Genomic DNA, 20,549 nt, shown 5'->3' on the forward strand with positions numbered 1-20,549 from the left:
TTATCGCCGCCTTGTCAACTGAACGGCGCCGTTCACCGGCAAATGAAAAGCCCCCGGTATGACGCGGGGGCTTTCGGCATTCGAGTGAAACCCGCCTATTCCGCGGGTTTGGGTTTCTTCTTGAAGAGCCCCGCGAGATTGTCCCACAGTTCGATCTTCGCGCCCTGCCGCTTCATGATGATGCCCTGCTGGGTGATCGACAGGAAGTTGTTCCACGCCCAGTAAATCACCAGACCGGCCGGGAAGCTGGACAGCATGAACGTGAAGATCAGCGGCATCCAGTTGAAGATCATGGCCTGCGTCGGATCGGGAGGCGTCGGGTTCATGCGCATCTGCAGGAACATCGTCACACCCATGATCAGCGGCCAGACACCGATCATCAGGAACGCCGGAACAGTCCATGGAATGAGACCGAACAGGTTGAACACCGATGTCGGATCCGGCGCGGCCAGATCCTGGATCCAGCCGAAGAACGGCGCGTGGCGCATTTCAATGGTGACGTACAGCACCTTGTAGAGCGCGAAGAAGACCGGAATCTGGATCAGGATGGGCCAGCAACCGGCGATCGGGTTGATCTTCTCGGTCTTGTAGAGCTCCATCATGGCCTGCTGCTGCTTGACCTTGTCATCCGCATATTTTTCGCGGATTTCAGTCATCTTCGGCTGAACCAGCTTCATGCGCGCCATCGACGCATAGGACTTGTTGGCAAGCGGGAAGAACAGCGCCTTGAGCAGGACCGTGACAACGAGAATGGCCACGCCGAAGTTACCGATGGCCTTGTACAGCCAGTCGATGAGGTAGAACATCGGTTCGGTGATGAAGTAGAACCAGCCCCAGTCGATCAGATTCTTGAACAATGGAATATGCAGGTTGTTCATATAGCCGTTGATCTTGCCAACTTCCTTGGCGCCGGCAAAAACGAGGTTCTCGATCGTTGTGGATTGACCTGGCTCAATCGTTGTCGGATCGGACAGATAGTCGCTCTGATACTGCGGACGGCCATTGTCGAAGTAGGACATGCGCGCCTTGAAAGGCTTCGTTTGCGATGGAACAAGCGCAGCGGCCCAATATTTATCGGTGATGCCGATCCAACCGCCAGTATCCGTTTTCTCCGGAGAAACCTCTTTTTCCTTCTCGATCGCCGCGAATTTGTATTCGACCAGCTTTCCAGCGATCACGCCGATCGGACCTTCATGCAACACATAGGTGCTGGCATGCAGAGGCTTGTAGAACCGCGTGACACGACCGTAGGAGGCCAGTGAAACCGGTACGGACGTCCCGTTCGTCACGGCATCCTTGACCGTGAACATATAATTGTCGTCGACACTGAAGGTACGCTTGAAAACCAGGCCCTTTTCGTTGGTAAACGTCAGGGTAACCGGGGTCGACGGGCTAAGCTTGCTGTTGCCGTCCACTGTCCATGCGGTCGTCGGACCGGGAACCGTGCCCGATGTCTCGTTGCCGGTGAACCCGATTTCGACAAATTGCCCGTCTGCCATTTGCGAAGGGCTTAACAGCTGAATGGTCGGTGAATTGTTGTCGACAGTCTCATGATACTGCTTGAGCTGCAGGTCATCCAGACGCGCGCCGGTCAGGCTGATGGATCCGCTGAGGCTTGGCGTGTCGATCTGCACGCGCGACGTCTGCCCGAGCGCGGCGGCACGGGTGATGCTGCCGGCCTGAGCGGCATCCGGCGTCTGGCCGGGAATATTGGCACCGGGTGCGGCGGGTGTGGATGCCGGCAGATTGTTTGCTGGCGTAGCGGGCTGCCCGGCGGCCTTGGTCTGCGCCTGGCGCGTGGCTTCAATCTGTGCCTGCTGCCGCTCGGCCTCGATCTTGGGGCCCATATAGAACACCTGCCACAGTCCCAGAATAACGACGGACAAGGCGATGGTGATAAAGAAATTACGATTGGTTTCCATTATCGGGTCCTGTTGGGCCGGTCATGTCTTGGGGAAACGCCGGTTTGGTATTTTTTGGAAACCCGTTTCGAGAGTTCCCGGGATAAGTCCGCAAATGGCGCATCAAGCGCGTCACGGCGAGCAACGATCACATAGTCGGTTCCGGGGGCCATGTCACCTGCAACATTGACGCGTACAGCCTCTTTCAGCCGGCGCTTGATGCGATTGCGGATAACGGCATTTCCGTTCTTTTTTGTGACTGTAAAACCAACACGCGGCGGACCTTTCCGGTCTTCGCGCTCCTTGACTTCGAGCAGAAAAAAGCCGCCGCGGCGTTTTTCTCCGGCCCGAACAGCCAAAAACTCCGCTCTCTTGCGAAGGCGGAGTGGTTTTTGATCATTCATTCCTGTAATGCCAACTTCGGCCAACCGCGCAAACCTGCGCGGAACGCCTTATGCCGACAACCGCTTGCGACCGCGAGCACGACGTGCTGCGATAACCTTGCGGCCGCCTGCAGTAGCCATACGGGCGCGAAACCCGTGACGACGTGCGCGGACAAGTTTGGATGGCTGATAAGTACGCTTCATTTGTTTAATACCGCGGTGTGCGGCCCTTCTTGTGGTCTGTTCTTTGACAGGAGCATATCAGGACCGCCATTGGCGCATAACAACACGCCGCCGGGGCGGTCAACCCGGACGTGCGCGGCTTATAGAGGCATGATACAGAGAAGTCAATTGATACCGGACAATTCACGCATAGGCAAAAATCGGGAAGTGATTTATTGTACCGGCGCAACGTTTGTCCTACATCGGGCATTGATGGAGCAAATATGGCGGTAACGCAACAGGATCAGCAACCGGCAGGCGCGCGTATGCACGCGGGTCGGCGCTTGCCGATCCTCAAACGCCTTTCGGGCAAGCTGTTGCGCCTCACCATCCTGTTCGGCCTCTTGGCCGAAGTGATGATTTTCGTTCCGACCATGGCCGATATGCGCATGCGCTGGCTTTCGGACCGCCTCAATACCGTTGCTGCAGCAAGTGTCGTGCTGGCGGCAAGCGACGACAAGGATATTCCGCAGAGCGTACAGAACGATGTGCTTCTTGCCACGGGCACCAAGGCGATTGCCCTGCGCGAAATGGGCGCGTCACGATTGCTGGCGGTGTCGGACATGCCGTCCAAGGTCGACCGGCATATCGACATGAGCGTCACTGACCCGTTGACCACGATCCGCGACGCATTCGATACGCTCATCAATGGCGGCAACCGCATCATCCGCGTTTACGGTCCTATCGGCGAGACGGGCAAGGTCATCGAGCTCATCACATCCGATGCGCCCCTGCGCAACGCGATGTTGCGTTATGCCCGCAATCTGACGCTGATTTCGATGTTCATTTCGGTCATTACCGCCGGCCTGGTCTTCCTTGCCATCAGCCACCTGCTTATCCGGCCGATCCAGCGCATGAGCGCAAACATGCTGGCCTTTGCCCAGCAGCCGGATGATCCGCAGCGGGTCATCCAGCCGGACAATCGCGAGGACGAGCTTGGCATTGCCCAGCGCGAGCTGGCCGACATGCAGCAGCGCTTGCAGCGCACATTGTCCGAGCAGAAACACCTGGCCGACCTTGGACTTGCCGTTTCCAAAATCAACCACGACATGCGCAACATTCTTGCGTCTGCCCAGCTCATGTCCGATCACCTCGCCAATGCCAGCGACCCCGCCATTCAGCGCATGGTGCCGAAACTCGTACGGACGATCGACCGAGCCATCAACTACTCCCAGACCGTGCTTGCCTATGGCGGAACACAGGAACCGCCGCCACAGCGGCGCCGGGTGAAGCTGTACACCATCGTCAGCGACGTGGAAGAAATGCTCAATCTTGATACAAAGTCGGGGATTGAATTCAAAAACCTCGTACCGGAGAGTTTTGAGGTCGACGCGGATCCGGACCAGTTCTTCCGCGTGATTTCGAATCTCTGCCGCAATTCCGTTCAAGCCATGAGCGGCGTTACGGGTGATGACATCTCCATCGTCAAACGGCTGACAATTACGGCAGGACAAATTGGCGCCACATCGATCATCGGCATTGAGGATACCGGCCCGGGACTGCCGCCCAAGGCGCGCGAGAACCTGTTCACCGCATTCAAGGGCTCGGCCCGCTCCGGTGGTACCGGGCTCGGCCTTGCCATTGTGCACGAGCTGGTTCGTGCGCATGGCGGCACCATTGAACTGCGCGGCGGCGAAGGCGCCGGCACAAGTTTTGAAATCCGCATACCGGATCAACCCGTCTCTCTCGCCGAATGGCGCTCGCGCCGGGATTCAATATCGTGATATGACACTCGCAAATGAGTGATTATCTTCCCACCTACTGGCCCCAGATCTTCTTTGTCCTTTCCATCGTCCTCGGCGTTCCCGCCGCGGTCCATGCGGCCATGACGAAGGAGGAGGTGCGCGCGGCCATTGGCTGGGTCGGCGTCATCATCCTCTCCCCGGTGATCGGCGCGGTCATTTATGCGGTCGCCGGCATCAACCGGATCAGGCGCTCCTCCATAAGCTCGCAGCGCGCGTTCCTCCACGAAATCGGTCAGGATCACCTGATGCGTTTCGATGCGGACGAAGGGAATGTCCTTGCGCATTTCGGGCAACGCTTTGCCGCCATGAAAACGCTCGGCGACCGGGTGAGCCGCTGCCGCCTGACAACCGGCAACGACGTCGCCATGCTGCAAAGCGGAGACGATGCCTACCGTTCGATGATCGACCACATCAACGCAGCTCAGCGCAGTATTCTGCTCGAGACCTACATTTTCGACCGGGACAAGATCGGTTTTCGCGTGGCGGATGCGTTGATTGCTGCCGTTCAGCGCGGCATTGAAGTCCGTGTTCTCATCGACGCTGTCGGGGCCCGCTATTCCATACCGAGTATTGTCGGCTATCTGAAAAAAGGCGGCGTGCGCACCGACGTGTTCAACGGCAACATCATCATCGGCTTGCGCCTGCCCTATGCGAACCTGCGGACCCACCGCAAGATTCTGATTGTCGACGGGACGACGGCGTTTACCGGTGGCATGAACATTCGCGCCGGTTTTTCCGAAGAAATTGCCGGCAAGGACCATGCGCGCGATACCCATTTCAAATTGACTGGCCCGATCGTTACCGACCTCTTCCATATCGCGTCGGAAGACTGGCGCTTCACCACGGGCGAACAGCTGGCTGGCGATCCCTGGTTGATTGCTTCGCCGGACACGCCGGCGGGCGATCCCGTCTTTATCCGGGCTGTCCCGGCCGGACCGGACAAGAGCGTGGAAGCCAATCATCGCATGCTGATGGGGGCGTTTTCCGTGGCGCGAAACCATATCCGGATCATGTCGCCCTATTTCCTGCCGGATCGCGAACTGATCAGCGCTCTGGTGACCGCAGCCCGGCGGGGTGTCGAGGTCGATATCGTCGTGCCGGCGGTCAACAATCTGAAACTCGTTGATCGCGCGATGACCGCGCAATTCGACCAGATTCTCAAGAGCCATTGCCGCATCTGGCGCGCCAGCGGCAATTTCAACCATTCCAAACTCCTGGCCATTGACGGACAGTGGGCCTATGTCGGGTCGTCGAATCTTGATCCGCGGTCATTGCGCCTCAACTTCGAAGTTGACCTGGAGATCATAGACGCGGCATTTGCGGAAAAAGTGGAAGGGCTCATCGAGACGGCCATTGAAACCGCAAAGCCGGTCCTGTTGCAAAGCCTGCGCGCCCGTTCATTCTGGGTACGGCTGCTTGACCGGATTATCTGGCTAGGCTCGCCCTATCTCTGATCTCCGCCGTTTCGGCCAAGGCCCCCTTTAGGTCGACATAGGCCTTGATCGGCAGGTGATCCGATGCCACGCGGGCAAGCGGCGTGTCATGCACCTCGATGCCGGTGACCAGACTGTGCGGATGGCCGAGCACGCGATCCAGCGCCAGCACCGGAAAACGCGAGGGAAAACTGGGCACTGCATTCTTCATCGGATCGAAGACCGGATGCAGGAAATGCAATGACGACCCCCTGCCGACGCGCCATTCATTCAGGTCGCCGAGCAGAAGCGTCGGGCGAGAAGGATCCGCATGAACCGCATCGAGGATCGCCTCGGATTGCTGCATGCGGGAATGCCGCAGCAGGCCAAGATGCGCCGCGATGATGCGCAGAGGGCCAGCTTCGAGATCGAGGTCGACCACCAGAGCGCCGCGCGGCTCAAGCCCCGGCAGTCTCAGCTGCTGCACCCGCCGCACGACACCTTCACGGAAAAGCAGCAGATTGCCGTGCCAGCCGTGCCCCTTGGGGTAAAGCGACGCCACACGCACGGGCACAAGATTGTTCTCTCGTTCCAGCCGGGCAAGATCGAGCAGGCCGGACCGTTCGCCGAAGCGTTTGTCCGCCTCCTGCACAGCGACGACATCTGCGCCAAGTTCGCCGATGACATGGGCAATGCGGTCCGGATCGAACTTCTTGTCGATGCCGACGCACTTATGGACATTGTAGGACGCAATGACGGTATCGTTCCGCACGACCTTGGTCACGCCAGTCGGGCGCTTGTTGCGGTTCTTGACCGCCGCGAGGATGCTGGCTGAGACACTGGGTCTTGTGTGCCGCATTGGCTTCTTGCTGTCCATGCATAAGAGATATGTCGGGTTCATCCGAATGGCAAGCAAATGAAGTGGGCGCGCCGCCAAGATAGCGATTGCTCCTTTCGTCTCTGCTACCAAGTACCAATTTCACCCAAAATATTCCGCTGATACATAGTTCTGACTACAGCAACTGACATCAGGCTATGAGCAAACGGTTTGAGCAAATGCAACGCAATCCGAATGCCGATTGGCGGATTGAAGATGTTGCAGCGATTTGCCTGGAGTTTGAACTGCTGTGCGAAAAACCTCGTTCCGGCAGTTCCCACTATAAAATCTCGCATCCGTCGCAGCGCGCAATTTTGACCGTGCCTTTTAATAGACCCGTCAAACCTGTATATATACGCAAACTCATTGAGTTCATTGAAGCGGTGAAAAGTGCACCATGACCTACTATGATTATTCGGTGATTGTTTCCCCGCTACCCCATGCAGACGGTGGCGGTTTCATTGCCTATGTTCCAGATCTACCCGGCTGCATGAGCGACGGGAACACGCCCGAGGAAGCGGTGCGCAATGCGCACGATGCCATAACGGCATGGCTCGAAGCCGCAACCGATCACGGATTGCCCATTCCACCGGTATCGCAGAAACCAGCGCTCGCGAAATAACGCTCGAAAACAGCTGCAGATTTGGTCTAAACCCGGTTGCCAACGAAATGCGCCAGCTGGGCACCCACTTCGTAGTATCCCTCGCGCAGGGTGCGCAGGCCTTCTTCCCGGGGTTTCGTCACCGGCAAAGGCAGGTCGGCATCGGATATCCTGCCGGCGATGTGTTCCGCCAGGATCCGGCCGAAGACCGTACCCGGAGCGATGCCGCGTCCGTTGTAACCGCTGAAACTGATGATCTTCGGCGCGAGGGCATGGAATCGCGGCAGGTTGTCGTTGGTCATGCCGATCTGGCCGTACCAGCCCGCCTCAAACGTCACATCCCTGATCTGCGGGAACAGTTTGCGGATCGACCGGGCAGCCCACGCCTTGTGGACGGCCATTCCCGTACCGCGCAGCGCACCAACACTGCCGAACACCAGACGGCCGCGCTGATCCATCCGGAACGAGCTCAGTATCTCCTTGGTGTCCCAGCCGCCCTGGCGCTCGGGCAGAACCGTGTTGCGCACGTCTTCCGGCAGCGGCGTCGTGGCAAAATTGAAATAGGGCAGATGCAGGAGTTCGGCCCGCAGTTCCGGCCAGGGTGACGTCGTATAAGCGTTGGTTGCCACGACAACCCATTCGGCCGACACGGTTCCCGACGGCGTATTGACGATCCAGCGGTCGCCGGAGCGGGTCGTGGATGTCACCGGGGTTCCCGTATGGACGGCAACGCCAGCGGCAATGGCAGCGGTTGCAAGGCCGCGTACATAGGCCAGCGGCTGGATCGTGCCGGCGCGATTGTCCAGAAGCGAAGCGGCATAGGCGGTCGAGCCGACCTTCTCTGCGGTTTCCTCTGCGCCCAGCAGGCGGACGGCCGCGCCGCGTGCCAGCCACTGCTCAGCCCGTTGTTCCAGCTGTTTGACGCCGCTCTTGCCGACGGCGCAGTGCAAGGTACCCTTGCGCTCGAGTTCGCAGGCGATCTTGTGCTTGTCGACAAGGTTGAACACGGACTGGGGCGCATTGCCGAGCAGTTCCAGCAAACGTTCGCCATGCACCTGCCCCAGAACCTGCGGCAAGTCGTTGGGCATCACCCACATGCCGGCATTGACCAGACCGACATTGCGGCCTGATCCGCCATAGCCGATATCGACGGCATCGAGAACGGCAACGCTTGCGCCTGTTTCAGCCAGATGCAAGGCGGCGGACAATCCGGTAAAACCGGCGCCGATGACGGCGACGTCAACGGAAATATTGCCCGCCAGCTTCTGTGTTGCGGGCGCAGGTGGCGCGGTCTTTTCCCAGAGGCCGTGGGAGCGTTCATCATTCAGCATGGGGTCACCGTCAGGTCGGTCCGGCCTTTGCCGGCAATCTTGCACAGACTCATCGTCCATTCTGCTTATAAGCCGCGTTTTCGGCAACGAAAGTGAAATTCGTTGAAGAGGTGATGCGGTGGGCGAATGACCCACAAGGTCTGGACCCTAGGGACGTTTGCTGACCTGATCGGCGATCCATGCAAAAAAGCTCTGGGCCATGGGATTTTCCTTCTTGTGGTCCGGCACGACGAGATAGTAGCTGTTCTCAGTCGTCAGCGGCTGATCGAACAACACCTGCAAGCGGCCGGACGCCAATTCGTGCTCGATGAGATAACGCGGCACCAAGGCAAAACCGAGTCCTGCCAGCGCGGCTTCGATCACCATGGAAAAATGCTCGAAACGATGGCCCTTATAGGGGCTGACAACCTCCGCCTGTACCGATTCAAACCAGTCGGCCCAGGCTTTCGGCCGCGTCGAAAGGTGCAGCAGCGGTGCCGAGCCGGCAAGCTCGGCCGGGGTGACGACGGGATTGGCGGCCAGCAGTTCCGGGCTGCCGACGGGAACAATCATTTCACTGCAAAGATATGTGCAGGTGGCATGAGCCCAGACCGGCTGACCGTAATGGATTGCCAGATCAAACGGCTCCTCCTCGAAATCAAAGGGTTGCGAGCGCGATGCAACACTCAAGGCCATATCAGGATAGAGCCGCAGAAAATCCGGCAGGCGCGGCATCAGCCAGCGGCTGCCGAAGGTCGGTAATGTTGCAATGCTCAGGGATGACGCCGATTGCGATGCCGCCATGGCCCGCAGCATGGTTTCCTCGGTCAGCCCAAGCAGGCGGCGCACTTCGGGCAGGAATTTCTGCCCGGCGTCGGACAGAACCACTCTTTGCCGGATACGCTCGAAAAGCAGGACGCCGATCTGACTTTCCAGCTCGCTCATCTGGCGGCTGACGGCACTCTGCGTGAGGTTCAGCTCCTTTGCCGCCTGCGTGAAGCTGCCATGGCGCGCCGCGCACTCGAAGGTTTGCAGGATATCGATGTCAGGAATCAGACGGCGGCTCAACTTCATTCTTATCTCGCATCAACCCAGTTCAATTCATCGCAATCTTTGGCGATATCATCACTCTATAATCCAGTTTGAGCATGACAGCGATAGTTTATGCTGTTGCAGCAACAAAGCGGAACAGAACACGATGAAATCAGGCACGTTTACGTCATCCGACGTGATCAGGGCGTCCTTTTCGGCCGCCATGTCATCCATGTACCGGACAGAGGTTCCTGCCTATGGCACACTCATGTCTCTGGTTGCCGAGGTGAACAGCAAGACACTGGCAGCTTCACCGGAATTGAAAGACCAGTTGCAGGAAACCGATACGCTCGACCGCATATCGGAAGAGCGCCATGGCGCGATCCGCGTCGGCACGCCGGAAGAGCTGTCCATGCTGCGCCGCGTCTTCGCTGTTATGGGCATGTATCCCGTCGGCTACTACGATTTGAGCGAGGCAGGCGTTCCGGTCCATTCCACGGCTTTCCGTCCGGTCGATGATGCCGCGCTGAAGATCAATCCGTTTCGGGTGTTCACGTCGCTGCTGCGCCTCAACCTGATCGGCGATGCCGGCTTGCGGAAAAAGGCGCGCGCCATTCTGGATGCGCGGCAGATTTTTACCGACAAGGCCATTGCGCTCGTTGAAAAGGCCGAAGCTGAGGGCGGCCTTGGTTCTGACGACGCGGCAATATTCGTGAGCGAGATTCTCGAGACATTTCGCTGGCACGACCGGGCGAGCGTCAGCGGCACGCTGTACCAGCGCCTGCACGATGCCCACCGGCTCATTGCCGATGTCGTCTCGTTCAAGGGACCGCACATCAATCACCTGACGCCGCGCACCCTCGACATCGATGCGGTGCAGGAGCTGATGCCGGAACACGGCATTTCTCCCAAGGCCGTTATTGAAGGCCCGCCCACGCGCGCCTGCCCCATCCTCTTGCGCCAGACATCGTTCAAGGCGCTGGAAGAGAATGTATCGTTTCAAAATCCCGACGGCACATGGGAAACGGGCTCGCATACCGCACGCTTTGGCGAAATCGAGCAGCGCGGCATTGCACTGACACCAAAGGGCCGGGCCCTCTATGACAGGCTGCTGAATGACACCCGCAAGATCATTCGTCCGGCGGCTGATGGCTCCAACGCGAAAGCTTATATCGCCGCCCTGTCGGACACGTTCAAAGCGTTTCCCGACAGTTGGGCGGACATTCGCCGCGACGGTCTCGGCTATTTCCGCTATTCGGTCGTCGAGAGCTTTGCGGGCCGCGTGACCACGCGCGAGGCTGGGGATATCGAGACCTTGATCGCACGCGGTGCCGTGCGGTTCGACCCTATCGTCTACGAGGATTTTCTCCCCGTCAGCGCAGCGGGTATTTTCCAGTCCAATCTCGGTGACGAAGCGAGCCAGAAATTTGTCGCCAGCCCCAGCCAGCGCGAATTCGAAAATGGTCTCGGTACGGCGGTCCTCGACGAATTTGCCCATTATGCCGGGCTCGAACAGGCCTCCATCCAACAATGCCTGCAAATACTGCGCCCTGCGGCACTTGCAAGTTGAACACTCATTTGACCTTATTGCGGCCTCTCCGGCAAAAGTCCGGCGCTCACCGCACGGTCAGACAAAAGATATGTAAAGGGAAGGCAAAATGACGATTGCTCAAGATGTAAAAACACTCCTCGCAAAGCTTGGCGTGGCCGAAGCCGCCTATACCGGTGGAACAATGGCTTCCTACAGCCCGGTCACCGGCGAGAAGATTGCCGATATTGCCGTTCATTCGGCGGCCGATACAGCCAAGGCCATTGAACAAGCCGATGCGGCCTTCCGCGAATGGCGCCTTGTTCCGGCACCCAAGCGCGGTGAACTTGTTCGCCTCTTTGGCGAAGAGCTGCGGGCACTGAAGACGGAACTCGGACGCCTCGTCTCGATTGAAGCGGGAAAAATTCCATCCGAAGGGCTCGGCGAAGTGCAGGAAATGATCGACATCTGCGATTTCGCGGTCGGCCTTTCCCGCCAGCTCTACGGCCTGACCATTGCAACGGAACGTCCGGGGCATCGCATGATGGAAACCTGGCATCCCCTCGGCGTTGTCGGCGTCATTTCCGCCTTCAACTTCCCGGTTGCCGTCTGGTCGTGGAATACGGCGCTTGCCCTCGTCTGCGGCAACGCCGTTGTCTGGAAGCCATCGGAAAAGACACCGCTCACCGCCCTCGCCTGCCAGGCCATCTTCGACCGCGCGGTCGCGCGCTTCGGTGACGTGCCGGCCGGCCTGACCAAGACATTGATGGGTGACCGGACCATCGGCGAAGCCCTGGTCGATCATCCCAAGGTTGCGCTCGTCTCGGCAACCGGCTCGACCCGCATGGGCCGCGAAGTCGGCCCGCGTCTGGCCAAGCGTTTTGCCCGTTCGATCCTTGAACTCGGCGGCAACAATGCCGGCATCGTCTGCCCGTCAGCTGATCTCGACATGGCGCTGCGCGCCATCGCCTTCGGCGCCATGGGAACGGCCGGTCAGCGCTGCACCACCCTGCGCCGCCTCTTCGTGCATGAAAGCGTCTACGACACGCTCGTTCCACGCCTGAAGAAGGCCTATGAGAGCGTTTCCGTCGGCAGCCCGATCGAGACATCGGCCCTCGTCGGCCCGTTGATCGACAAAGCCGCTTTCGACAATATGCAGAAGGCAGTGCAGGAAGCCGTCGCCCACGGCGGCAAGGTTACCGGCGGCGCCCGCGTGGATACATCGCATCCGAATGCCTACTATGTCCGTCCTGCCCTTATCGAAATGCCGAAGCAGGCCGGTCCGGTGACGGAGGAGACCTTTGCTCCAATCCTCTACGTGATGAAATACAGCGATTTCGACAAGGCGATTGCCGATCACAACGCGGTTGGCGCGGGCCTGTCGTCGTCCATCTTCACCCTCGACCTGCAGGAAGCCGAACGCTTCCTCAGCGCGGATGGATCGGACTGCGGTATTGCCAACGTCAACATCGGCACCTCAGGCGCTGAAATCGGCGGCGCTTTCGGCGGCGAAAAGGAAACGGGCGGCGGCCGCGAATCCGGCTCGGATGCCTGGAAGGCCTATATGCGCCGCGCCACAAACACCGTCAATTACTCCAAGGCATTGCCTTTGGCCCAGGGTGTTTCCTTCGACATCGACTGATCGATATCCCTGACTGCAATAATACAGCCCCCGGCCCTTCAGTCCGGGGGCTTCTTATTGTCGAGACAAGACTCAAGCAGCGTCTATTCGAATGGAGTCATCGCCAGCAGGCTGCATGTTTTATTAAAATTTTATACTTTGGATAATCCCATCCATTCATTTGCGTAAATACTTCTTACGCTCATTTTATATTTGTTTACTTAAATATCACTCTGACCATTTCAAACCTGCTCAAAACGGCAAATAACTCTCCTCTTAAGTTAGACTTAAGATGACAAACAATAGAGTTATCCAAGAAAAGAATTCAAAGCAGGGAACAAACGTATGTTGACAGTATACAATTGTATCGTCAATCAGCACGATATCAGGCTTGTCTTTCTTGCCGCCGCCATCTGTATCTTTTCTTGCCTGACAGCTGTTGATCTTCTTCGCCACGCCCGCAACTCGGCACATCAGGCCGTTTGGCTGAGCGTTTCCGCGGTTTCCTGCGGCTTCGGCATCTGGGCCACGCATTTCATTGCGATGATGGCGTTTTCACCCGGCCTGCCCAACGGCTATGACGGCCTTCTCACCATACTATCCCTCGTCATAGCCGTGCTCGTCACAGGCCTTGGTGCGCATACCGCAATTACTGCCAGATGGCAGAATGCGGATCTTGCCGGCGGCGCCATTATCGGCGCCGGTATCGCCGCCATGCATTTTACCGGCATGGCCGCCTTTGAGGTTGAAGGCAGGATTACCTGGGACCCCACTCTTGTCGCGGTGTCCATCGGTACAGGCATTGTCCTTGGCGCTTTCGCCGTCCGCCTGGCGCTGGCCAAAGCGGAGGACAAAACCCGTCATGCGGCAGCCGGCATGCTGACCCTGGCGATTTGCAGCCACCATTTCATTGCCATGGGTGCGGTTGCGATCATTCCGGATTCGTCCATCTCCGTTCCGGCAAATGCATTACCCGCCAGCCTTATTGCCATAACCGTGGCGCTGGTGAGCACCCTTATTCTCGTCGCCAGTTCGATTGCGTTCACGGTCGACGTTCATAACCGTAGAAACAAGCTCGAACTGCAGCGCATGCACAAGCTGGTCAACGCAGCAGTGGAAGGATTGGTCATCTGCGACGGAGACATCATTGTAACCGCCAATGAAAGTTTCCTGACATTGGCAACCATGGAGAGCGCCTCCCTTGAAGGCACCTCGCTGGCAACCTTCCTGCCCGATACGCGCCTGCGCTCCAAATTACTGAGTGATCAGAATGAACTGATCGAGGCCGATCTTGTGGGCGGCGATGGTCAACTCGTCCCTGTGGAACTCATCGCCCACACGATCGACTTCAATGGCAAATGGCATCGCGCTCTTGCAGTCCGCGACCTGCGTTCGCGCAAGGAAGCGGAGGCGCACATCAGCTATCTCGCGCACCATGACGCGCTCACCGGACTGCCCAACCGCCGCAATTTCAATGCCCGTCTCGACCAGTTGATTGCAACTGCGGCAAGCGGCGAAGAAACCTATCTCGCGTTGTTCTGCCTGGACCTTGACCGGTTCAAGGAGGTCAACGACCTGTTCGGCCATGCGGCCGGCGACGATATACTGCAGCGGGTTTCGGGGGCGATCACGCGGCTGCTCGGCAAGGACGACATGCTGGCGCGCCTTGGCGGCGATGAATTCGCCGTTCTCGTCCCCGGGCTCGTCACACCGACGGCGGCCTGCCGTCTGGCTGACAGAATCCTCGAAGCACTGCAGTCGGAGAATTCGAACTCCCCGATCGGTTTCCTGATTTCAACCAGCATCGGCATTGCCATCTTTCCTGTCGACGCGACCGATCGCGAAACCTTGCTGAACCAGGCCGACACGGCCCTTTACCAGGCCAAGGCGGAAGGCCGTAACACCTATCGTTTCTTTGAAGCAAAAATGGGGGCCCAGGCCAGGGAGCGGCGCCTGATAGAGCACGACCTGCGCAATGCCCTGCAGCGCAACGAGCTGCGGCTGGTCTATCAGCCGCAGATCCGGATGGACACAGGCGCGATCACCGGCTTCGAAGCCCTGATGCGCTGGCACAATCCGCGCCAGGGCGATATTTCGCCTACGGTGTTTATCCCCATCGCCGAAGAGAGCGGCATCATTTTGCAGCTTGGCGAATGGGCGTTGCGGGAAGCCTGCCGCGAAGCGGCCAGCTGGGACAAGCCCCTGTCTGTTGCCGTCAATGTCTCGGCCGTGCAGCTTTACAGCCACGATTTCACCCAGCGCGTGCACAGCGCCTTGCTGCACACGGGCCTGCCGGCACACCGGCTTGAGCTCGAGATCACCGAAACCGCACTTATAAAGGATACCAACCGCGCCCTGACCACGTTGCGCCAGTTGAAGACACTCGGCGTGCGTATCGCGATGGACGATTTCGGTACGGGCTATTCCTCGCTGTCGAACGTCCGCGCCTTCCCGTTTGACATGATCAAGATTGACCGCTCCTTCATCAAATCGGTCGACAAGAACGAACAGGCCGCCGCCATCGTCAAGGCTGTGCTCGGCCTTGGCCGGGGTCTGGGCATGCCGGTTCTTGCCGAAGGCATTGAAACCCCGGACGAACTGGAGTTCCTGATGGGCGAATCATGCAGCGCCGGGCAAGGATTCTATCTGGGCATGCCGGGCCCCATGGAGGGTTTCCGGCATCTCGTCAGCGACGGGACGCAACCGGTGGACAAGAAACTCGTCGCACTCTGACATCGTTCTGGACGCGGCGCCGCACAGGGGAGCCGCGTTCACATCGATTGGCCCACGGCACCTCTGCCCCCAACCCTTTCCCGCGACACGCTGTTCAGGCACGGGACTGTTTTACGCGCCGGAATATTGCCGCCTCATTTTAGAAACATCACGGAAACAAAACGCTACAAACCGGAAATATTGTCGCAATGTTCCCGCTCCATAAAGAGCAAGTAAAATGATTTTGTATTCTCGAATCACAGAAGAATACATTTCTTCTTTCCGTAGGTGGCCGTGAGAAATATTTCGACTTTACCAACAATACTGCTAGCCGGAATGATGCTCTCCACAAGCGCTGACAGTGTATTTGCTGCAGAGCGGCCACCATCACGCAAAGAGCTTTGCGTGAAATTCCAGGCAGAGGTTCATCAAGCAATCATCGAGCATGCCGAGGCTCCCCGGGCGGCCAAGGCAAAATCACTGCAGAAAAAGGCTATCCGCTTTTGTGCAAGCAATCGGCAGGCACAGGGCATACGGACCTTTGCAAAAGCACTGAAAGTACTCGGTGTGCAACCCGCCAATAATTGACGGTTGCATCACAACAGCCCCAACTGAGAGGAAACGGCATTATGAAAAAGTCACTCTACACAGCACTCGGTCTTGCACTTGCCCTTGCATTCTCTGCGCCTGTGCTTGCCACCAGCAGCACCACGGCATCGGCAGCACCGATGAAGAAGCATCATCATATGAAGAAGCATCATCGCCACATGAAGAAGCATCATCGCCATCATCGTCATCATGCAAAGAAGATGTAACAACAGCGGCTTGATTTGAACGACCCTTAAAATGATGCTGGCCAGCGGACGCCGTTGACTGGCATCATTTTGTTTTGACGCTTGATCATCTGCATTCTTGACCTGCCTCGGCGGGGATCACTACCGGTTGCGGGTCTGCCGGTTTATCGCAAGGTTCCGGTCCTGAATATCCCGTATCAACGTATCATTCATCTCGGACAGGGATGACGGGGCGCCCTGCATCCCCGGCGGAACCGGGCTCATGCCCGATGGTTTTGTGCGGATCACCGAGCCCAGCGCTGGTCCGCTGTTTGCCGGCGAAAGCGATGATGAGGATATTGCGAGCGGGATCATTTACGTCCTTCGCAGCAAATCCAATCATCCGCTCGTCGCCGCCAATCGTGACGTGCTGCACAAAATCGGCGTGACCGGCGGCGACATTACCCGTCGTCTTGCCAACGCTAGGCTCGACCCAACCTTCCTCATGGCCGAAGTCGAAGTGGTCGCCACCTACACGCTCTACAATATCAATCGCGTAAAGCTCGAAAACCTGATCCACCGCATCTTCGCTCCGGCCCAACTTGACATCGAGATCAAGGACCGTTTCGGCAATCCAGTCGTGCCGCGCGAATGGTTCCTTGTGCCTCGTTTCGTGGTCGATGACGCCGTGGAACGGATCAAGGATGGCACGATCACAGGATACGTTTACGACCCTAAGATCGCAAAACTGGCCCTCGCCTCGGCACATGATCGATGAGGACGGTCAATTCGCCTTTGCAATTCTGCCACCTCAATTATTTGATCTCTGTCGCTGCTTTCGGCGTGCATATGAAGCATCTTAGGGTCGGATAGAATGAGTAAGGACCGTTTCTCGATTGTTGGTTTTGACTCGGCCTGGACAGATAAGCCAAAGGCACCCGGCGCGGTGTGCATAATTCGTTCTAGCGAGGATGGAAAGCTTAGTTTCGTTGAACCATGCCTCGCTTCATTTGCTCAGGCGCTTGACATCATCAAAAAAGAACATGAGCTAAGTCAGTTGTGTCTTGTGGCTATAGATCAGCCAACGATCGTGCCTAATTTTACCAGTCTGCGTCCTGTCGATCGCATTGCCGGTGCGCTCATCTCTTGGCTAGGAGGGGGCGTGCAGCCAGCTAACCGGTCGAAGATTGGCATGTTCGATGACGCCGCTCCCATCTGGAAATTCAAAGAGGCACTCGGTGCTATCGAGGACCCTGAAGCGGCCCGAGCCGCATTAGAAGGCCTATACATCATGGAAGTGTTCCCAGCTTTGGCTCTTGCTGGATTGAACAACGCGTTCTGTGACCGACTAAAAGGTCCCCGCTATAATCCGGAACGGCGCAAGACATTTCAACTTACTCATTGGCATGATGTAATTGAAACGATCCGGCATTTCGGCACACTTGCAACAATTGAGCTCATAGATGAATGGTGTGACGCGTCGAGATCAATTTCGGCGCCGAGGAAAGCGGATCAGGATAAACTCGACGCAATGATCTGTGCATTGATCGGGCTCCATTGGCTCATTGCACCACGGGAGCAATCCATGATGATTGGCGATCTTGAGAGCGGGTATATGATTGCCCCCTGCGTTGACGGCGTGCACAATCGTATTCTAGCGAAAGCGCGCGACACAGGCGTTCCCATTGACGGTCAGATCCTCGCTTAGGCCATATCCGGCACAGACCAGGCGCACCCGACAGGATTCGAACCTGTGACCTCTGCCACCAGATAACCACGGCAAATCCAAAATTCGCCATTGAAGCCAAGGGCCGCATCGGTTAGAACCGCTTCGCGCATGCGAGCTATCGCAGCCTCATGCACCCGTAGCTCAGCTGGATAGAGCGCTGCCCTCCGAAGGCAGAGGTCACAGGTTCGAATCCTGTCGGGTGCGCCATATCTGGCGAGGAGCAGCAGCCCTGACTTATCAGAACCATCGGCTTCCAATCGAGATCGCAACGGATTGAACAACCGTGCGGAGCATTCCAGTCCCGTTTTCGCAATGGCGGATGAGAATTCCCCGCACGCGGATGTCGCCGCATGATCACATCACATTGAAGCAGAACCAATTAAGTAAAGCATCTATATTTATCCCACGCGTTCCCACATAAAGTACTGTGTGGAAAACTTTCTTTCATTCTTAATTTGATTATTAATTATGCATTTTCTCCTGCAGTTTATCATTGGAAATCGACATGGTTCGATGTTCTGGTAGGGGGGACAACATGAAGGGCATGGTATTCACCGAATTGCTGGGTTTCGTAGAGCATATCTACGGGGCGGATGCCGTGGATGATCTCATCGAAGCTTCCGACCTGCCGAGTGGCGGCGCCTATACTGCGGTGGGTACTTACGACCACAAGGAGATGCAATCGCTTGTCACCAACTTGGCTGCGCAAAGCAACACGCCGCCAAACGAATTGTTGGATTTGTTCGGTCAACATTTGATCGGGCGTTTCAAGGCTTCATTCCCTGATTTCTTCAAGACCGCAGCCACCCTGTTTGATTTCCTCGAAAGCATCGACAGCCATATCCATGTGGAGGTACGAAAACTCTACCCCGATGCCGAGCTGCCGGAATTCCGGGCCGAACGCCTTGGGACGGGGGCAATGCACCTCGATTATCGCAGCAATCGTCCCTTCGCGGCGCTTGCCTCGGGCCTCATTCTTGGCGCCGCTCAGCTCTATGGCGAGACCGTGCTTATAGAGCGAAGCGCGCACGAACACGATGGCGAGAAATTCGTCCGGTTCTCAATCCAGAAGACGGATGCGATAGCGTAAATGCTGGAAACCGACACGCCCGGTGATCGCGTTGCGCGTCTCGAACGGCGCCTCATACGGGAACGCCGGGCCCGCGAAGAGGCGGAATGGCTGCTCGAGGCGAAGTCGCTGGAATTGTATAACGCCAACAACCACCTGACGGTGCTGGCGAACGACCTTGAAATGCGCGTCCTCGATCGCACGCACGAATTGGAGGTTTCTCGCCAGCAGGCCCTGTTCCTTGCCGAGCGCGACCCTCTGACCACGCTCGCAAACCGGGTCAGTTTCACGCGCGATCTGGAAACGGCTATCCGAGAGGCTCGTGTTCAAAGCGGGATGGTACAGCTTCTGTTTGTCGATCTCGATCGGTTCAAGGAGATCAATGACAATTACGGCCATGCCGTCGGCGATGCGGTGCTGCTGGAAGTTGCTGCTCGGTTGCGCGCAATCTGCCGGGAGCGAGAGGTGCCCGGACGGCTGGGCGGCGACGAGTTTGGCGTCATCTGCGTGACACCGGCTCACAGCGGACGCGCCCGCCAGATCGCGGCAGACGTCATGGAGGTTATGAGCAGACCGATCGATTGCGGCCGCCTGCAGCTGATTGTCAGCTGCTCAGTCGGCTTTGCAAGCTTCCCCCGCAATGCCGTGGATTCACCGACACTGCAGCGCTTTGCCGATTTCGCCCTGTACCATTCGAAGTCGGCTGGACGCTCGACATGGACGGAGTTCGACGACACCATGGCGGGCGAGCTTCAGAGCCGCCAGGGCCTGGAAGCAGAACTGCGCACCGCGGTGGCGGCGGGAGAGATCGAGCCCTGGTACCAGCCAATCATCTCCACCAAGGGCAACGAAATCGTCGGGGTGGAGGCGCTGGCGCGGTGGCAGCATGCCGAGCGGGGGCTCATTCTTCCCGGCCTGTTTATTCCGCTGGCCGAAGAAAGTTCGCTGATCGTCGAGCTTGGCCGGGCGATGATCGACCGCTGCTGCCGGGAGATGCACCCGTTCATCCGCGACGGTCATCTCGATTACGTGTCGATCAATCTGTCGCCGCGTCACCTGCGTTCCCCCTCGGTTGTCGAACATATCGCCGCAACGTTGGCCCATCACCATTTCCCTCCCTCCGCCCTTCAACTGGAAATCACGGAAAGCCTGCTGCTCATCGATTTCGAGCAGGCCCAGGAATGCCTTTCCCGCTTTCGCGCGCTCGGCATCCGAATTGCCCTTGACGATTTTGGAACGGGCTATTCGAGCCTTTCATACATCAGGCGCTTGCCATTGGACGTCATCAAGATCGATCGCTCCTTTGCCAGGGACATCAGTGCTGACCAGCAGGCCGAAGCCGTGGTCAAGGCAATTGTTCAGCTCGCACAGGCGCTGGAACTTCGCGTCATCGCCGAAGGCGTCGAGACGGAAAGCCAGGCGCTCAGGCTGACCAGTTGCGGCTGTTTCGTACAGCAGGGATATCTGTTTGGACGGCCGATGCCGCTGAATGAAATCACCCGATATCTTGAGGCCCGTGCAAATCCGACGCCATTGGCCCAAAATATTTCAGCCTCCTGAGCCTGAAACGTCATCTGTCGATGCAGGACGGAGGGCCACCATGAAGCCAACGGGGACTGTCACGTCGTACCCAA

The 20,549-nt window shown here is 57.8% G+C and carries 17 protein-coding genes, 1 tRNA gene and 2 pseudogenes; 14 read left to right on the plus strand and 6 right to left on the minus strand.

Going from position 1 to position 20,549, the window contains the following annotated elements:
• Positions 1–95: 95 nt before the first annotated feature.
• The 3 genes and pseudogenes from yidC to rpmH form a co-directional block, all read right to left on the minus strand.
• Positions 96–1,922 carry a membrane protein insertase YidC gene (gene yidC / locus ACZ25R_RS19250; RefSeq protein WP_472461905.1) on the minus strand — a complete coding sequence of 609 codons (1,827 nt, stop codon included), beginning with the start codon at positions 1,920–1,922 and terminating at the stop codon, positions 96–98.
• Positions 1,906–2,305, minus strand: a pseudogene (gene rnpA / locus ACZ25R_RS19255) (ribonuclease P protein component). The gene yidC and the pseudogene rnpA overlap by 17 nt, the downstream one beginning before the upstream one ends.
• 48 nt (positions 2,306–2,353) lie before the next feature.
• A complete protein-coding gene (rpmH, locus tag ACZ25R_RS19260) occupies positions 2,354–2,488 on the minus strand; it encodes a 50S ribosomal protein L34 (RefSeq protein ID WP_040853797.1) in 135 nt (44 codons plus the stop codon).
• 242 nt (positions 2,489–2,730) lie between these two features.
• Here rpmH and ACZ25R_RS19265 point away from each other — a divergent pair, with 242 nt between their 5' ends.
• Positions 2,731–4,230, plus strand: a complete 1,500-nt coding sequence (locus ACZ25R_RS19265) for an ATP-binding protein (protein ID WP_472461906.1) — start codon at positions 2,731–2,733, stop codon at positions 4,228–4,230.
• A gap of 14 nt (positions 4,231–4,244) precedes the next feature.
• Positions 4,245–5,705, plus strand: coding sequence for a phospholipase D-like domain-containing protein (locus tag ACZ25R_RS19270; RefSeq protein WP_472461907.1), 1,461 nt, complete (start codon positions 4,245–4,247; stop codon positions 5,703–5,705).
• On the opposite strand, the gene ACZ25R_RS19275 is transcribed toward ACZ25R_RS19270, so the two are convergent.
• On the minus strand, positions 5,677–6,522 hold the full coding sequence (locus tag ACZ25R_RS19275) for an endonuclease/exonuclease/phosphatase family protein (RefSeq protein ID WP_346308419.1): 846 nt from the start codon (positions 6,520–6,522) through the stop codon (positions 5,677–5,679). The two genes, ACZ25R_RS19270 and ACZ25R_RS19275, sit on opposite strands and share 29 nt — an antisense overlap.
• A 176-nt stretch (positions 6,523–6,698) precedes the next feature.
• Between ACZ25R_RS19275 and ACZ25R_RS19280 the strand changes: the two genes are divergently transcribed.
• Both ACZ25R_RS19280 and ACZ25R_RS19285 read left to right on the plus strand, forming a co-directional pair.
• A complete protein-coding gene (locus ACZ25R_RS19280) occupies positions 6,699–6,941 on the plus strand; it encodes a type II toxin-antitoxin system HicA family toxin (RefSeq protein ID WP_472461908.1) in 243 nt (80 codons plus the stop codon).
• Positions 6,938–7,162 (plus strand): type II toxin-antitoxin system HicB family antitoxin, encoded by a 225-nt coding sequence (locus ACZ25R_RS19285; RefSeq protein ID WP_464662456.1) that lies wholly within the window; start codon positions 6,938–6,940, stop codon positions 7,160–7,162. Before ACZ25R_RS19280 ends, ACZ25R_RS19285 begins: the two co-directional genes overlap by 4 nt.
• A gap of 26 nt (positions 7,163–7,188) precedes the next feature.
• Here the strand turns inward: ACZ25R_RS19285 and ACZ25R_RS19290 are convergent, their stop codons facing one another.
• Positions 7,189–8,472, minus strand: coding sequence for an NAD(P)/FAD-dependent oxidoreductase (locus ACZ25R_RS19290; protein ID WP_472461909.1), 1,284 nt, complete (start codon positions 8,470–8,472; stop codon positions 7,189–7,191).
• Between the two features lie 147 nt (positions 8,473–8,619).
• Positions 8,620–9,525: a LysR family transcriptional regulator gene (locus ACZ25R_RS19295; RefSeq protein WP_288191811.1), complete on the minus strand. Its 906-nt coding sequence runs from the start codon at positions 9,523–9,525 to the stop codon at positions 8,620–8,622.
• A 124-nt stretch (positions 9,526–9,649) separates the two neighbouring features.
• Between ACZ25R_RS19295 and hglS the strand changes: the two genes are divergently transcribed.
• The 10 genes and pseudogenes from hglS to ACZ25R_RS19345 all read left to right on the plus strand — a co-directional run bounded on the left by hglS (position 9,650) and on the right by ACZ25R_RS19345 (position 20,475).
• Positions 9,650–11,053 (plus strand): 2-oxoadipate dioxygenase/decarboxylase HglS, encoded by a 1,404-nt coding sequence (gene hglS, locus ACZ25R_RS19300; RefSeq protein ID WP_472461910.1) that lies wholly within the window; start codon positions 9,650–9,652, stop codon positions 11,051–11,053.
• Positions 11,054–11,141: 88 nt separating this feature from the next.
• Positions 11,142–12,653 (plus strand): L-piperidine-6-carboxylate dehydrogenase, encoded by a 1,512-nt coding sequence (gene amaB, locus ACZ25R_RS19305; protein ID WP_472461911.1) that lies wholly within the window; start codon positions 11,142–11,144, stop codon positions 12,651–12,653.
• A gap of 324 nt (positions 12,654–12,977) precedes the next feature.
• Positions 12,978–15,365, plus strand: a complete 2,388-nt coding sequence (locus ACZ25R_RS19310) for an EAL domain-containing protein (protein ID WP_472461912.1) — start codon at positions 12,978–12,980, stop codon at positions 15,363–15,365.
• A 384-nt stretch (positions 15,366–15,749) separates the two neighbouring features.
• On the plus strand, positions 15,750–15,932 hold the full coding sequence (locus ACZ25R_RS19315) for a hypothetical protein (protein ID WP_223612134.1): 183 nt from the start codon (positions 15,750–15,752) through the stop codon (positions 15,930–15,932).
• A gap of 41 nt (positions 15,933–15,973) precedes the next feature.
• Positions 15,974–16,159, plus strand: a complete 186-nt coding sequence (locus ACZ25R_RS19320) for a hypothetical protein (RefSeq protein WP_105737844.1) — start codon at positions 15,974–15,976, stop codon at positions 16,157–16,159.
• A gap of 259 nt (positions 16,160–16,418) precedes the next feature.
• Positions 16,419–16,895 (plus strand): annotated as a pseudogene (locus ACZ25R_RS19325) (GIY-YIG nuclease family protein); the annotation flags it as partial.
• Positions 16,896–16,991: 96 nt separating this feature from the next.
• Positions 16,992–17,825: a DUF429 domain-containing protein gene (locus tag ACZ25R_RS19330; protein WP_472461913.1), complete on the plus strand. Its 834-nt coding sequence runs from the start codon at positions 16,992–16,994 to the stop codon at positions 17,823–17,825.
• 151 nt (positions 17,826–17,976) lie between these two features.
• A tRNA-Arg gene (locus ACZ25R_RS19335) sits at positions 17,977–18,053 on the plus strand.
• Between the two features lie 328 nt (positions 18,054–18,381).
• Positions 18,382–18,936 carry a heme NO-binding domain-containing protein gene (locus ACZ25R_RS19340; RefSeq protein WP_472461914.1) on the plus strand — a complete coding sequence of 185 codons (555 nt, stop codon included), beginning with the start codon at positions 18,382–18,384 and terminating at the stop codon, positions 18,934–18,936.
• Complete coding sequence (locus ACZ25R_RS19345) at positions 18,937–20,475, plus strand: putative bifunctional diguanylate cyclase/phosphodiesterase (RefSeq protein ID WP_472461915.1); 1,539 nt, start codon at positions 18,937–18,939, stop codon at positions 20,473–20,475.
• Positions 20,476–20,549 lie beyond the last annotated feature (74 nt).

The organism is Phyllobacterium sp. RCAM01083 (assembly GCF_055685835.1).

What these genes read in the sequence shown, in the direction of transcription:
- ACZ25R_RS19285 (WP_464662456.1), top strand. Translation starts at nt 6,938, where the DNA reads ATGACCTACTATGATTATTCGGTGATTGTTTCCCCGCTACCCCATGCA.
- ACZ25R_RS19310 (WP_472461912.1), top strand. Translation starts at nt 12,978, where the DNA reads ATGTTGACAGTATACAATTGTATCGTCAATCAGCACGATATCAGGCTT.
- ACZ25R_RS19275 (WP_346308419.1), bottom strand. Translation starts at nt 6,522, where the DNA reads ATGCGGCACACAAGACCCAGTGTCTCAGCCAGCATCCTCGCGGCGGTC.
- rpmH (WP_040853797.1), bottom strand. Translation starts at nt 2,488, where the DNA reads ATGAAGCGTACTTATCAGCCATCCAAACTTGTCCGCGCACGTCGTCAC.
- hglS (WP_472461910.1), top strand. Translation starts at nt 9,650, where the DNA reads ATGAAATCAGGCACGTTTACGTCATCCGACGTGATCAGGGCGTCCTTT.
- ACZ25R_RS19320 (WP_105737844.1), top strand. Translation starts at nt 15,974, where the DNA reads ATGAAAAAGTCACTCTACACAGCACTCGGTCTTGCACTTGCCCTTGCA.
- ACZ25R_RS19280 (WP_472461908.1), top strand. Translation starts at nt 6,699, where the DNA reads ATGAGCAAACGGTTTGAGCAAATGCAACGCAATCCGAATGCCGATTGG.
- amaB (WP_472461911.1), top strand. Translation starts at nt 11,142, where the DNA reads ATGACGATTGCTCAAGATGTAAAAACACTCCTCGCAAAGCTTGGCGTG.
- ACZ25R_RS19265 (WP_472461906.1), top strand. Translation starts at nt 2,731, where the DNA reads ATGGCGGTAACGCAACAGGATCAGCAACCGGCAGGCGCGCGTATGCAC.
- ACZ25R_RS19270 (WP_472461907.1), top strand. Translation starts at nt 4,245, where the DNA reads ATGAGTGATTATCTTCCCACCTACTGGCCCCAGATCTTCTTTGTCCTT.
- ACZ25R_RS19345 (WP_472461915.1), top strand. Translation starts at nt 18,937, where the DNA reads ATGCTGGAAACCGACACGCCCGGTGATCGCGTTGCGCGTCTCGAACGG.
- ACZ25R_RS19295 (WP_288191811.1), bottom strand. Translation starts at nt 9,525, where the DNA reads ATGAAGTTGAGCCGCCGTCTGATTCCTGACATCGATATCCTGCAAACC.
- yidC (WP_472461905.1), bottom strand. Translation starts at nt 1,922, where the DNA reads ATGGAAACCAATCGTAATTTCTTTATCACCATCGCCTTGTCCGTCGTT.
- ACZ25R_RS19330 (WP_472461913.1), top strand. Translation starts at nt 16,992, where the DNA reads ATGAGTAAGGACCGTTTCTCGATTGTTGGTTTTGACTCGGCCTGGACA.
- ACZ25R_RS19290 (WP_472461909.1), bottom strand. Translation starts at nt 8,472, where the DNA reads ATGCTGAATGATGAACGCTCCCACGGCCTCTGGGAAAAGACCGCGCCA.
- ACZ25R_RS19340 (WP_472461914.1), top strand. Translation starts at nt 18,382, where the DNA reads ATGAAGGGCATGGTATTCACCGAATTGCTGGGTTTCGTAGAGCATATC.